The 13,696-nt window shown below is 62.6% G+C and carries 13 protein-coding genes; 11 read left to right on the forward strand and 2 right to left on the reverse strand.

Features of this window, described 5'->3' with window-relative positions:
• From BM062_RS24380 to BM062_RS24425, 10 genes are all read left to right on the forward strand, one after another.
• On the forward strand, positions 1-338 hold a 338-nt coding region (locus tag BM062_RS24380), incomplete at its 5' end, for an ExbD/TolR family protein (RefSeq protein WP_139220188.1).
• 174 nt (positions 339-512) lie between these two features.
• On the forward strand, positions 513-1,418 hold the full coding sequence (locus tag BM062_RS24385) for a glucosamine kinase nucleotide-binding domain-containing protein (RefSeq protein ID WP_092402188.1): 906 nt from the start codon (positions 513-515) through the stop codon (positions 1,416-1,418).
• Positions 1,412-2,146 carry a GntR family transcriptional regulator gene (locus BM062_RS24390; protein ID WP_014006962.1) on the forward strand — a complete coding sequence of 245 codons (735 nt, stop codon included), beginning with the start codon at positions 1,412-1,414 and terminating at the stop codon, positions 2,144-2,146. Before BM062_RS24385 ends, BM062_RS24390 begins: the two co-directional genes overlap by 7 nt.
• The gene (gene nagA / locus BM062_RS24395) at positions 2,143-3,309 is read left to right on the forward strand and encodes an N-acetylglucosamine-6-phosphate deacetylase (RefSeq protein ID WP_092402190.1); all 1,167 of its coding nucleotides are present in this window, start codon (positions 2,143-2,145) and stop codon (positions 3,307-3,309) included. Before BM062_RS24390 ends, nagA begins: the two co-directional genes overlap by 4 nt.
• A 7-nt stretch (positions 3,310-3,316) precedes the next feature.
• The gene (locus BM062_RS24400; RefSeq protein ID WP_092402193.1) at positions 3,317-4,327 is read left to right on the forward strand and encodes an SIS domain-containing protein; all 1,011 of its coding nucleotides are present in this window, start codon (positions 3,317-3,319) and stop codon (positions 4,325-4,327) included.
• Positions 4,328-4,413: 86 nt separating this feature from the next.
• Positions 4,414-5,964 (forward strand): glycoside hydrolase family 3 protein, encoded by a 1,551-nt coding sequence (locus BM062_RS24405; protein WP_092402196.1) that lies wholly within the window; start codon positions 4,414-4,416, stop codon positions 5,962-5,964.
• A 1-nt stretch (position 5,965) separates the two neighbouring features.
• Positions 5,966-7,276 (forward strand): MFS transporter, encoded by a 1,311-nt coding sequence (locus BM062_RS24410; protein WP_092402199.1) that lies wholly within the window; start codon positions 5,966-5,968, stop codon positions 7,274-7,276.
• 3 nt (positions 7,277-7,279) lie between these two features.
• A complete protein-coding gene (locus tag BM062_RS24415) occupies positions 7,280-8,194 on the forward strand; it encodes a glycoside hydrolase family 16 protein (protein WP_139220189.1) in 915 nt (304 codons plus the stop codon).
• A gap of 17 nt (positions 8,195-8,211) precedes the next feature.
• Entirely contained in the window at positions 8,212-9,372 is a 1,161-nt protein-coding gene (locus tag BM062_RS24420) for a glycoside hydrolase family 18 protein (protein ID WP_092402205.1), read from the forward strand.
• 133 nt (positions 9,373-9,505) lie between these two features.
• The gene (locus BM062_RS24425) at positions 9,506-9,835 is read left to right on the forward strand and encodes a hypothetical protein (protein WP_092402208.1); all 330 of its coding nucleotides are present in this window, start codon (positions 9,506-9,508) and stop codon (positions 9,833-9,835) included.
• A 123-nt stretch (positions 9,836-9,958) separates the two neighbouring features.
• On the opposite strand, the gene BM062_RS26200 is transcribed toward BM062_RS24425, so the two are convergent.
• Positions 9,959-11,230, reverse strand: a complete 1,272-nt coding sequence (locus BM062_RS26200; RefSeq protein WP_305763975.1) for a glycosyl hydrolase family 18 protein — start codon at positions 11,228-11,230, stop codon at positions 9,959-9,961.
• Between the two features lie 641 nt (positions 11,231-11,871).
• Between BM062_RS26200 and BM062_RS24435 the strand changes: the two genes are divergently transcribed.
• The gene (locus BM062_RS24435; RefSeq protein WP_092402211.1) at positions 11,872-13,275 is read left to right on the forward strand and encodes an amino acid permease; all 1,404 of its coding nucleotides are present in this window, start codon (positions 11,872-11,874) and stop codon (positions 13,273-13,275) included.
• A 59-nt stretch (positions 13,276-13,334) separates the two neighbouring features.
• On the opposite strand, the gene BM062_RS26295 is transcribed toward BM062_RS24435, so the two are convergent.
• Positions 13,335-13,696: transposase (locus BM062_RS26295; protein ID WP_139220190.1), on the reverse strand; the 362-nt coding region annotated here is incomplete at its 5' end.

Below are 13,696 nucleotides of genomic sequence, written 5' to 3' on the forward strand. Positions count from 1 at the left end.
TGATCATCATGCTGATCATCACGATTCCGATCCAGAATCACGCGATCAAGCTGAACATGCCGACCGGTAATCCGCCGCCGCCATTGGCCTTGCCGGTGGTCGACACGGTGGACATCGATCCGACAGGAACCGTGATGTGGAACGGTACGCCGATGGCGAACCGCGCGGAACTGGAAGACCGCTTGAAGACGGTGGTCGCGGGCGGCAATATCGATGAAGTGCACCTGCGGCCGAACAAGCTGGTGGAGTACAAGTCGGTGGCCGCCGTGATGGCGTCGGCGCAGCGGCTGGGCGTCACCAAGATCGGCATCGTCGGCAATGAGCAGTTCATGGAGTAGCGGATAGTATCTTTTTGACCAGAAAATGCCTGGCTGAAGGGCCTATCCGGTGGATTTGCCGATACCACTTAATGACCGATTGACAGCCGCTACCTGTCCTCATACAGTAAATCCAGTTTGTTAGCGCTAATAAGAACAACGCCAGTGGCAGATGAAAGCGACGGATGCAACAACATGATTGAATACCTGATCGGTGTCGACGGCGGTGGAACCGGCACTCGCGTGCGCTTGGCGCGTAATGACGGCGCGCTGCTGGCGCTTGGCAGCGGCGGTCCTTCCGGGCTGATGCATGGCGTGGAACAAGCCTGGTCGGCCGTGCTGGAAACGCTCAACGCGGCATTTGCGAGCGCGGGCCTGGTGCGGCCGGCGCTGGAAAGAATGGCCATCGGCCTGGGGCTGGCAGGCGTCAACAACAAGCTGTGGGCCGCCGATTTTGCGGCAAGGAATCCGGGTTTCGGCGACGCCGTGCTGGAAACCGATGCCTTCACCACCCTGGTCGGCGCCCATCAGGGACGTCCCGGCGTCATCATCGCCATCGGCACCGGCAGCGTCGGCGAAGTACTGACGGCGGACGGCCGGCGGCGCGAAGTCGGCGGCTGGGGTTTTCCCGCCAGCGACGAAGCGGGCGGCGCCTGGATCGGCATGCGCGCCATCACGCACGCCCAGCAGGTGCTGGACGGCCGGGCGCCGGGCAGCGATTTTGCGCGCGCCCTGATCCATTTTTGCGAGCGCGGCGGCAACACCCGCTTCGACAGCCATCGCGACAGCATGTTCGCTTGGCTGGCCGGCGCCAGCCAGACCAGCTACGCGCAGCTGGCGCCGATCGTTGTTAGCCACGCCGGACGCGAGCCGGCGGCGCGCCAGATCATGCTGGCGGCGGGACAGGAAGTCGCCAGGATCGCCGCTGCGCTCGACCCCTCGGGGCAGTTGCCGGTTGCCTTGTGCGGCGGCCTCGCCGCGCATCTGCAAGAGTACCTGCCCGCACAGTTGCTGGCGCTGGTCGTCAAGCCGCATGCAGATGCGGCCGCGGGCGCGCTGCGGTTGATCGATGAAAGATTGAAAGGGAAAAAAACATGCTAGCCCAGATAGAAAAACTCAAGCCGGATGCCGCTAGCGACACGCCTTTATACCTGCAGCTGGTGAACCGTCTGTCAGAACAGATCAACAGCGGCGTCTGGCAGCCGGACGAGGCTTTGCCGTCCGAACGCATCCTCGCCGATTCGCTCGAAATATCCCGGGTCACGGCGCGCAAGGCGATCGATGTATTGTGCGAACGCGGCATGCTGATCCGCAAGCGCGGTTCCGGCACCTACATCACGCCCAAGCTGGAGCAGCCGTTGTCGCGCCTGACCAACTTCAGCGAAGAGCTGCGCCAGCGCGGTTTCCGGCCCGGTTCGCAATGGCTCCTGAGAGAAACCGGCATCGCCGTCGCCGAGGAAATCCTGGCGCTTGGCTTGTCGCCGAATACCGTGGTGTCGCGCCTGAAGCGCCTGCGCACCGCGGACGACGTAGTGATGGCGATCGAAACCACCACCATCCCGGCGCACTACCTGCCGGATCCGAAAGCGGTGACGGATTCGCTGTATGTCCACCTGGAGACGCTGGGCGTGGCGCCGGTGCGCGCCCTGCAGCACATCCGCGCCATCAACGCCAGCGCCGACCAGGCCAAGCTGGCCGATATCAAGACCGGCGCCGCGATGCTGCACATCACGCGCGTCGGCTACCTCGAAAACGGCACGGCGATCGAGCTGTCGCATTCGTATTGCCGCAGCGACTACTACGACTTCGTCGCGGAGTTGCGTCGATGACGGGTCAACGCCAACCGGGCGACGACTCTGCAGGTGGTCCAGGCGAAGGTTTCAAAGGCGAGCTCAAGGGCAATATATTGACGCCGCAAGGCTGGGTCAGCGGCGTCCTGCGGTTCGACGGCCGCATCACCGCGATTGAAGGCGCGGAGGTCGACCCCGACAACAACCGCGATCCTTACATCCTGCCCGGCTTCATCGATTTGCATGTGCACGGCGGCGGCGGCAAGGACATCATGGATGGCGGCGACGCGGTCTATGTGATCTCCGCCATCCACGCGCGCCATGGCACCACCAGCATGCTCGCCACCACCATGACGTCGCCGCCGGGCGACCTGGAGCAGGCGCTGGAAGCCTGCGGCCATGCCTGCCGCCAGCGCCGCGCCGGCACCGCGCGGGTGCTCGGCGTGCACCTGGAAGGACCGTACATCAATCCCGGCAAGCTCGGCGCCCAGCCTGATTTCGCCCAGGAGGCGACCCTGCAGAAAGTGGCGCGCCTGAGCGCCATGGCGCCGGTCAAGCTGATCACGGTGGCGCCCGAGATCGCCGGCCACCTCGAGGTAGTGCGCACCCTCAGCGAATCCGGCATGCGGGTGCAGATCGGCCATACCCTGGGCAGTTATGAAGAGGGCGTGCAAGCGCTGGAGCACGGCGCTTCCGGCTTCACCCATCTGTTCAACGCCATGACCGGCTTCCAGGCGCGGGCGCCTGGCATGGTGGGCGCGGCGCTGGCGCACGCTCGCTATTCGGAACTGATTCCGGACTTGCTGCATGTGCATCCCGGCGCGATCAAGGCTGCCCTGCGCGCCATTCCCCGGCTGTATTGCGTGACCGATTCGACCGCCGCTACCGGCATGCCGGACGGCGATTACATGCTGGGCCGCCAGCAAGTCCACAAGTGCATGGGCGGTGTGCGGCTGGCCGACGGCACCCTGGCCGGCAGCACGCTGACCATGGACCAGGCCTTGCGCAACCTGGTCGGGCTCGGGCTCAGCCTGGACGATGCGTCGCACCGGGTATCGACTTATGCCGCAGACCACCTCGGCCTGGAGCAGCGCGGCCGGCTGGCGCACGGCTGCCATGCCGACCTGGTGGTGCTGGACCGGCAACTCAATTTAACCGCGGTTTATGTAGAAGGGGAACAGATTGATCTCACAGAAGTTTAGTTCGCTCATGTTGCAGGAAGCGTGTTCCGCAGCGGAACATGTGGCCCTGCAATTGCAGCGCGACACAGACAGCTATGCGGCGCTCGGCGCCCGGCTGCGCAGCGCGCAGCCCGCCAACGTGCTGACTGTCGCCCGCGGCAGTTCCGACCATGCGGCGAATTATTGCGCTTACCTGATCATGGCGCGCCTTGGCCGCATCGTGGCTTCGCTGCCGATGTCGCTGGTGACGCTGTACAAATCGCCGCTGCTGACACGCGATGCGCTGGCCATCGCCATTTCGCAGTCGGGCCAGAGCCCGGACGTGATCGAGCCTATCCGTTATTTCCGCGAAGGCGGCGCCACTACCGTCGCACTGGTTAACGATGCAGCTTCGCCGCTGGCCAACAGCGCGGAATGGTGCTTGCCGCTGCATGCGGGACCTGAACTGAGCGTGGCGGCGACCAAGAGTTTCATCACCAGCCTGACCGCGGCGGCACGCCTGGTGGCGCACTGGCAAAACGATGCCGAATTCCTGGCGCAGATCGAAGCCTTGCCGGCGGCGCTGCAGCTGGCCGCCGAAACCGACTGGTCGGCCGCCATCGAAGTCCTGGCGCCGGCTTCGCGCATCATGGTGGTCGGGCGCGGCACCAGCTTTCCGGTAGCGCTCGAAGCGGCCCTCAAGTTCAAGGAAACCTCGGTGCTGCAAGCCGAAGCGTTCAGCGGCGCCGAGATCAAGCACGGCCCGATGGCCTTGATCAATGAAGGTTATCCCTTGCTGATTTTCGCCACGCGCGGACCGACCCAGGCCGGCCTGGTCAAGCTGGCCGAAGAAATGCGCGGACGCGGCGCGCGCGTATTGCTGGCGGCACCGGCCGATGTCAGCGAACGCGACCTGACCTTGCCGTTGGCGCCGACGCCGGACCTGGACCCGATCGTGGCGATCCAGGCCTTTTATGTCATGGCAGCCGACCTGTCCATCGCCCGCGGCCTTGATCCTGACCGGCCGCGCCATCTGAGCAAAGTGACCAAGACCAACTAATCGATTGAATTTAAACGATTGAATTTAAGCGACTGAATTTAGGCAACTGAAACAGCGCAGTCGCGCCGCACAGATGGAGCAGCATTATGAGTAGCACCGATAGCAAATCCGATCCCCAAGACAGGCTGAGCGCGGCGCGCCGCATCGCCGGGCAGCTGATCATGATCCGCATGCCGGGCACGGTGCTGGATGAGGATACCGCGCAATTTTTGCGCGACAACCATATCCGCGCGGTATGCCTGTTTCGCCAGAACATGGTGAACGCCGAACAGCTGAGCAAGCTGACCGCCGACTTGCGGGCAGTAATGGGACCGAATGCATTGATCGGCATCGACCAGGAAGGCGGCGCCGTGGTGCGTGCCACCTGGCTGCCGGCGCCGCCGGCGGCGATGGCGCTGGGGGCGGTCGACGATGTGGCGCTGGCATGCGCCGTCGGCGCCGCTGTCGCGCGCGGCATCAAGTCGCTCGGTTTCAACTGGAATTTCGCGCCGGTGCTGGACCTCAACAATAATCCGGCCAATCCGGTCATCGGCGAGCGTTCTTTCGGCGCCGATCCGCAACGCGCCACCGAGCTGGCGCTGGCCTGGATGGAAGGCAGCCTGGAGCAGGGCGTGGCTTGCTGCGTCAAGCATTTCCCCGGACATGGCGATACGCATGTCGATTCCCACCGCGACCTGCCGACGGTAGCCAAGCCGCGCAGCGCGCTGGAGCTGCTGGAGCTGGCGCCGTTCAAGGCGGCGCGGCGGGCACCCGCCATGATGAGCGCGCACATCGTCTATCCGGCGCTGGACCCGGAATATCCGGCGACCTTGTCGCACAAGATCCTGACCGGCCTGCTGCGCACTGAATGGGATTACCGCGGCGTCATCATTACCGACGGCATGGACATGCACGCGATCGCCGGCCGTTATGGCGTCGGCAACGCCGCCGTGCGCGCTTTGGCGGCGGGCGCAGACATGGTCATGGCGCTGGGCAACCGCCGCACGCAGGAGGAAACCCTGGTGTCTCTGACGATGGCATTGGCTACCGCCGATGAGCGCGGCGAACTGGGCAGCGCGGCGCTGGCTGCGAGGCTGGGACGGTTGGACCGCCTGGCTGCCGCCTATCCCTGCGCAGCCGGTTCTTATCTCACGGAATTTGCCGATGAACGGCTGATGGCCGAGGCCTGGCGCCGCGCCCTGACCGTGGCCGGCCAGCCCCAGCGCTTGGCCGACGGCGCAAAAATCCGCCTGGTGGCATGCGCCGACGCCGCCGGCGACGGCGTCGCGGAAGCGGGCCTGCCGGCAGAGGCGGTGGCGGCCTTGCTGGCGCGCCGCTACGATGTCGACCTGGTGACATTCGACGCCGAGAACAGCCTCGACTGGACGGCCTTGCCGGCCGACGGCAGGACCGTGATCCTGGCCTCGACCACGCGTTTGCGCTATGGCGAAAACGCCAGCAAGAACTGGCGTCCCGACCTGCACCTGGTGCTGTGGAATCCGTTCCAGATACTGGATATCGCAGCGCCGGCGCTGATCACCTACGGCTTTGCCGCGGCGGCGCTGGAAGCAGTCGCCGACTGGCTGGCAGGAAACCTTGACGCACATGGCAAGATGCCGGTGCCGGTAACCAGCAACCCTACCCACGGCGGCCGCTGACATGAGCATCCAGGAGAAACCCGAGCACCATCCCGCACTCTGGGTGCCGACGCTGTATTTCGCCGAGGGCCTGCCGTATTTCGTGGTGGCGACCATCGCCGGCCTGATGTACAAGAGCATGGGCATGGCCAACGACCGGATCGCGTTGTGGACCGGCATGCTCGGTTTCGTCTGGGTCTTCAAGCCGTTCTGGAGTCCGTTCCTGGAAGCGGCGCGCAGCAAGAAATCGATTGTGCTGCTGTTCCAGTTTTTCGGCGGCGCCAGCCTCGGGCTGGTGGCGCTGGCGCTGCACCTGCCGGATTATTTTGCGGTCAGCATTGCCTTGCTGGGGCTGGTGGCGATTGCCTCCGCGACCCATGACATCGCTGCCGACGGTTTGTATATCGCCAGCCTGAGTTCGACCCAGCAGGCAACCTACGCCGGCTGGCAGGGCGGCTTCTATAATGTCGCGCGGTTTTTCTCGCTGGGCGGCCTGGTGGTGCTGGCCGGCTATTTCGAGAAACGCATGGCGGTGGCGCAAGCCTGGAGCCTGATTTTCGGCATGCTGGGGCTGAGCATGCTGCTGCTGGCTATCTATCATTTGTGGGCCTTGCCGGCCGGCCGCAATGTGGCTCGTCCCGCCGATGGCAAGAGTGTGATGAGGGGCGTCTGGCTCACCCTGCGCGACGTGATCATCGATTTTTTCCAGAAGCCGGGCATCTGGCTGGCGATCGCCTTCATCATCCTGTTCCGCGCCGGCGAAGGCCAGATCACCACCATCGGCCCGCTGTTCCTGCGTGCCGCGCGCGCCGAAGGCGGGCTGGGGCTGGCGACGGCGGAAGTCGGCGCCGTGTACGGCACGCTGGCGACCGTGGCGTTCATCGCCGGCAGCCTGCTGGGCGGTTATTTCACGGCCTGGCGCGGCCTGCGGCGCAGCATGTTTTTCCTGATCCTGGCGATGAACTTGCCGAACCTCGCTTATTTTTTCCTGAGCACCGCCATGCCTAGCAGCCTGGGCGTGATCGGCGCCGCCCTGAGCCTGGAAATGTTCGGCTACGGCTTCGGTTTCGTCGGGCTGATCCTGTTCATCATGCAGGAAGTCGCGGTCGGCAAATACCAGATGGCGCACTACGCGCTCGGCACCGGCATCATGCAGCTGGGCTACGTGCTGTTCAAGATGGTCAGCGGCGCGGTCCAGGGCGCGCTCGGTTACCAGCATTTCTTCCTGTGGGTGCTGGTTTCCGCGATACCGGTCTTGCTGTTGTCGCGCATCGTGCCGATTGGGCGCCATGAGCGTGCTGCCGAAGCGGATGGGCAGCCGGCGGCGGTTTGAGCGATGAAGAATTTTCCCCGATATCCTTTGGCCCTGGCGTCATTGCTGGCAGCGGCCAACGCCACGGCTGCCGGCGCAGCCGGGATTTTCTTCGATGACTTTCACTACGCCGATACCGCCGCGTTGACAGCCGGCGGCTGGAAGATCCGCGACCGGCAAGGCCATCCCGGCATCGAGCATGGACAGTGGGGGCCGGGCACCATCCGCCTGGTCGACGATCCGCAAGCCGGCGGCCAGCGGCTGCTGCGCCTGAGCGCGCGCACCGACGGCACGGCCGAAGGCACTTACCAGGCGCAGCTGTGCCACCAGCGTAAATATTTTGAAGGCACTTACGCCGCCCGCATCCGGTTTACCGATGCACCGCTGCAGGGCCCCGGCGGCGACCTGGTGGTCGAATCCTTTTACACCTCCAGCCCGCTCAAGCACGATTTCGATCCGCAGTACAGCGAGCTGGACTGGGAATACCTGCCCAACGGCGGCTGGGGCAATCCGCACAGCAGGCTGTACAGCGTGTCCTGGCAGACGGTGCAGATGGAACCATGGAATGCATTCAACCAGGTGCATGAGGAACAGCGCGCGCTGGGCGGCTGGCATACCGTGCTGATGCAAGTGGCGGGAGGCAAGGTCCGTTATTTCCTGGATGGCGTACAGCTCGACGAGCACGGCGGCCGCAATTACCCGGCGCAGCCGATGTCGATCAATTTCAATTTGTGGTTTTCGCCCAGCGGCGTGCTGCCGGACACCAAGGCTGAGCGGCGCTACGAACAGGACCTGGCCTGGGTCATGCACGCCAAGGACCAGCTGCTGTCGCCGGCGCAGGTCGAGGCGGCAGTCAGCGCTTACCGCCGCACTGGTTTGCACCATGTGGACACGGTCGCAGCCATGGCGCCGCCGTTGCCGTCCAACTGCGATTTTTAAGACAAGCGAGAGACGTGATGAAACTGATGCGGTTACCGATGCTGCTGGCAGTGCTGTTGCCTGCCGTGGCCATGGCGGCGCCCTACAAGGTGGTTGCCTACTACTTGCCGTCGCAGCAGCGCCAATACTCGGCGGCGGATATAGACGCCAGCAAGATGACTCACCTGAATTATGCGTTCGCGCTGATCAAGGATGGCGAGATTGTCGCCGACCAATCCTCCGGCACCGACCAGAGCGCGCGCGACTACATCGTGCTGCGCGGCCTCAAAAGCCGTTCTCCCAAGCTGAAGACCCTGATTTCGGTGGGCGGCTGGGCCGGTTCCAAGGAATTTTCCGATGTGGCGCTGACACCGCAGTCGCGCCGGAAATTCGCCGACAGCGCCGTGGCTTTCCTGCGTAAAAACGGTTTCGACGGCGTCGACATCGATTGGGAATTCCCGGTAGCCGGCGGCGACGCCGCCAACATCATGCGGCCGCAAGACAAGCAGAACTACACGCTGCTGCTGCAAGCGCTGCGCGAGCGCCTCGACAGCGCCGGCAAACAGGAACGCCGGGCTTACCTGCTGACCGCGGCAATCGGCAACAACCAGGGATTTTTCCAGAATACCGAAATGGCCAAGGTCGCCGCGATCCTCGACTGGGTCAACATCATGACCTACGACTTCAGCGGTTCCTGGAGCAAGTTCGCCGGCCACGTCGCGCCCTTGTATAACGATCCGGCGCTGGCGCGGCCCGGCGCCGACCCGAAATTCAATGTCAGCAGCACGGTCGAGCTGGCCCTGCAGGCTGGCATCCCGGCGCGCAAGCTGGTGCTGGGCATGCCTTTCTACGGCTATAGCTGGAAGCAGTGCGGCGCGCAGCTGCACGGACAGCACCAGGATTGCAACGGCAAGGGCCGCGGCGGCGTCGAGCCGGGCGAGCTGGATTTCGCCGACATCAGCGCCACGCTGGTGAACCGCAACGGCTTTACCCGTTACTGGAACGACGCCGCCAAGGTGCCTTACCTGTTCAACCCGGACACCGGCGAATTCGTCAGCTACGACGATGTTGAATCGCTCGACTACAAGATCAAGTACCTGAAGCAGATGGGCCTGGGCGGCGCCATGTTCTGGCAGCTGTCCGCCGACCGCGATGCGGTGCTGCTTGATAAAGTGGCGGCGGACCTGCTCAAGCCGTAGCCTTGCTGGCGGATGGTTTCCGGGAAAAGCGCCGTCGTTGGCAGCTGCCTGGCTGCATAGTAGAATCGTCCAGGCAGGGTGATCGCATCACCGCAAGCCCAACGCGGCCTATCCTTGAAAGGAATCCAAGACAATGACCAACCAGACCATCAGCCACATGACGGCGGCGGCAGTATTGAGCGCGACGCTGGCCGGTTGCGCCGCCGATCCGGGCCCGGCGCCAGCGGTTACGCCCGGACCGCAGGGAACGCCGGGTTCAGCGCAAGGCTGCAAGGCAGATAAAATGGAAGACAGCGCGCTCATCGGCAAAACCGAGAGCGAGGCAACGGCACTGCTGGCCGGCTGCCGCTGGCGCATCGGCGAGCGCGACGGCGAGCAGTTCATGGGCACCATGGACTATTGGGAAGACCGGCGCACGCTGGGCATCGCCAACGGCAAGGTGACCTGGGTCAAGCGCGGTTGATGCGTGGTGGAAGATGGCGCGCCTGAGCGCGGTCATCGATAATCTTCGAGGTTGAAAAAAAGCCCCGTCCAGGTCTGGACGGGGCTTTTTGTTTGACGCCGGCTGGCGCCGGCGCTGCCGTGCTTACAGTCCCAGTTTCGAGATGAAGGCGTTGGTGAAGCCCAAGGTGCCTGCCTGGCCATACGTGTTGCAGGTAGGCGAAGCCGAACCTGGCGCGCAATCGCGGTCGCGATCGAAGGACCAGAAGTGGATGCCGCCCAGGCCATTCTGTTGCGCGAAGTTCACCAGCGTCGTGACATCAGCGATGGAGAAGGTTTCGTCGGTGGTGTCGTTGCCGCCGATCATCGGCGTCACTTCGATCTGCTTGTACGGCACGCCGTACTGGTTATGCAGTTCGATTGCCGATTGCACCGCCGATGCACCCATGTCGCAGCCGCCGCTGCTGTTGAGCATGCAGTTGCCGCCGGCCGAGCTGCCGTAGTCCATCGCCATCAGGTTGATGGTGTAGTTGGTCAAGCCGTAAGCCTGGATCGCCTGCATCACTTGCACGCCGTAGTAGCCGAGGCTAGGCGTTACGTGGCCGCCCAGCGTTGCCAGCGTGAAGCTGAAACGCAGGTTCGGGTAAGCCGCTTGTGCGTTTTTCACGCGCAGCACCAGGTTGTTGATGTCAGCCGTGCTTTGGCCTGCTTCAATATCGAAATCTATGCCGACCAGGTTGGCCGAATAGTAGGTCTGGATAAATTTCTTGAAGTCGGCATCGTTACCGCAAGTGAAGGAACCTGCAGCGCCGCCGGTGGAAACAATGTACTTCTTGCCGGCGTTGACGAACGATTGCACGTTGGCTGCCGCGAAGGCCGATGCCGATACGCCGCCCCAGTTTTCGCTACCGCAGGCGCCGGTCGCAAAGGCCCAGGTCAGGGTAGTGAGCTTGGCTGGCATGGCGCTCAGCACGGTCTGCGTGCTGCCGGTGACAGCGGTGCTCATGGCATAGGTATTCCAGTTCAGGTTGATGTTGCCATCCTTGTACGGACTGAAAACGAACCCGGCCGGTGTGGTGCCGCCGCCTGGAGGAGGCGGTGGTGGTGGCGGCGGAGGAGGCGGCGTCACGACGCCGCAGCTTTCGACGATGGTCCATGGCTGGCCTGTGCCCGAGCCGCCGTTGTTGGTCGAAGGATTGTTCCCCTGGGTCCACCAGTTGGCTTTGTAGTTGACGCCGTTGTAGCTGACCGTGGCGCCGCCGGTATAGGCCGTGCTGGCGACCCAGGCTGGATAACAGGCTACCGTGGTCGCTGCTTGCGCGCTTGCTGCTATCAACGGGCTGGCCTCGGCGCCGCCGGTCATGATGGCGCTGCAGGCCAGGGTAAGCATGAGGCCCTGTATGAGTTTCAGTTTCAATTTTCTCTCCTGAGAAGGTTGGTCGGGCAGCGTGGGGAGGCCAGCTGCCGGTAGGCACGGACTTGTTATGCGATGTGAACCAAAACCGAAGCTGTTAAAAAATCACTGCGAACAATCACTGCGAATGCCGTTGGGCCAGATTGCCGGAAACGGACGGCATCTCATCCGTCATCTTCAGTATTTCCATATGGAAATATCGAATTAAGGGCACTTTAAGAGCGCAAAAAGTGGCTGTCAATCTGTATCTAACTGGTATTAGATTAATAAATTTGTGGTCTCATTTTGGTGCGCTTCATATGGACTTAAAGTATTGTTTATATTGATTATTATTGAAATTGTGTAGACTGTTTTTTTGATAAGTGGACTGGTCACTTTTTTTCGGTTTGAGGCCAGGAAATAGCCGTTTTGCGATAAATCGACTATCGATATGCGGTCGATGGAGGCGGCGGCAGGGAGCTCGGCCAGAGGAAATCCGGATGCGGGGGAAATGTGAACTCCCAGGCGCGCCAGGCAGTTTTCCGGTCCGGCTGGCGCCACCAAGTATAATTCTTGTCTTTTTCGCCACTCCAAGGATTGTAGAGAGGAAATTCCCGCTATCGCTTGGCTGGGGTGGCGCCATCGTTTTTGAAGGAGGTTGTTGCATGAGTTTATTTCGTACCAAGGATCTGGATAAGATGATCCATTCCAGCCGCACCAATACCGGCCTGCAGCGCACGCTGGGGGCGATGGACCTGACCTTGCTGGGCGTCGGCGCGATTGTCGGCACCGGCATCTTTGTCCTCACCGGCAGCGGCGCCTTGCTGGCCGGTCCCGGCCTGTCGCTGTCGTTCATCCTGGCGGCCGTCGCCTGCGGTTTCGCTGCGCTGTGCTACGCCGAATTTTCATCGACGGTGCCGGTCTCGGGTTCGATCTATACCTACAGCTATGCCACCATGGGCGAAATCGTGGCCTGGATCATCGGCTGGGACCTGATGCTGGAATACGGGCTGGCGACGTCGGCGGTGTCGGTCGGCTGGTCGGGTTACATGCAGTCGCTGCTGTCCGGTTTCGGGATAACCTTGCCGGCTGTGCTGACCGCGGCGCCGGGCGCCGTTCCTGGCGTCGCTACCTGGTTCAACCTGCCGGCGTTCTGCATCCTGCTGGTGATTACCGGGCTGCTGTCCATCGGCATCCGCGAATCGGCGCGCGCCAACAACGTCATGGTGTTCATCAAGGTGGCGGTGGTGCTGCTGTTCATCGTGGTCGGCGCCGGCCATGTGCAGCCGGCCAACTGGCAGCCTTACCTGCCGTTCGGCTATAACGGCGTGTTCAATGCGGCGGCGATCGTGTTCTTTGCTTTCATCGGGTTCGATGCGGTGACTTCGGCGGCGGAGGAGGTCAAGAATCCGGCGCGTGCGCTGCCGGTGGGGATCATTGCTTCGCTGGGGATCTGCGCGTTGCTGTATGTGGTGGTGGCGGCGATCATGACTGGGATTGTGCCGTTTGCGAAATTCGACGGTGTCGATCATCCGGTTTCGCTGGCGTTGCAGTATGCGGGGGAGAACTGGGTTGCGGGGTTTGTCGACCTTGGGGCGATTATCGGCATGACCACGGTGATCCTGGTGATGACTTACGGCCAGACGCGGATTCTGTTCGCCATGTCGCGCGATGGTTTGCTGCCGAAGAAGCTGTCGAGCATTCATCCGCGTTTTGCTACGCCGTTCTTTACTACCTGGCTGGTGGGGATCGTGTTTGCGTTTATTGCGGCGCTGATTCCGCTGAATATCCTGGCTGAGCTGATCAATATCGGGACCTTGATGGCGTTTTCGCTGATTGCGGTGGCGGTGCTGGTGTTGCGCAGGACGCGGCCTGATTTGCCGCGGGCTTTCCGCTGTCCGGGGGTGCCGTTTGTGCCGGTGGCGGCGATCGGGTTTTGCGTGTTCCTGATGTTTCATCTGCAGGCGGTGACCTGGATTGCGTTTCTTTGCTGGCTGGCGATAGGCTTCGCAGTATATTTCGGTTACGCCCGGAAGCGCTCGCTGCTGCACCCGCCACAGCAGCAGTAGTTAAATGGGGGCGGAGTTTTTTTTCGCGCCTTTTGCGAAAATTACTCTGACCCTTCCCCTCAAATCTCATAAGTTTTCACTCTATCCATTAGTTCATTTTCGGCTTGGTTGTATAGACAGTATCGAAACTGTAATGCGTTCCGATCCGTCAGCCAGTGACGGGCGAGTGACAGGATTGATAGAGTGGAGGCGGATTTTTTGGCACTGCCATAAGCGAGCCGGTAGCCTTGGCCCAAGGCGGTTAGCCCAATGAGCCAAAGCGCGTAGGTTGCAAGCGCAGCGATGAGCAATAAGATGGCAAGGCGGTGGCGCTTGCGCGTCTGGCTGTCGCGCATTCCCATCCCCCACTGGGGATTCTTCAAGTCGCGAAAGGTCTGTTCGATTTGCATCCTGCCGGCATATAGCTTAACGGCTTGATCGG

Origin of the sequence: Collimonas sp. OK412 (assembly GCF_900112135.1) — a bacterium.
GTDB classification, from domain to species: Bacteria; Pseudomonadota; Gammaproteobacteria; order Burkholderiales; family Burkholderiaceae_D; genus Collimonas; species Collimonas rhizosphaerae.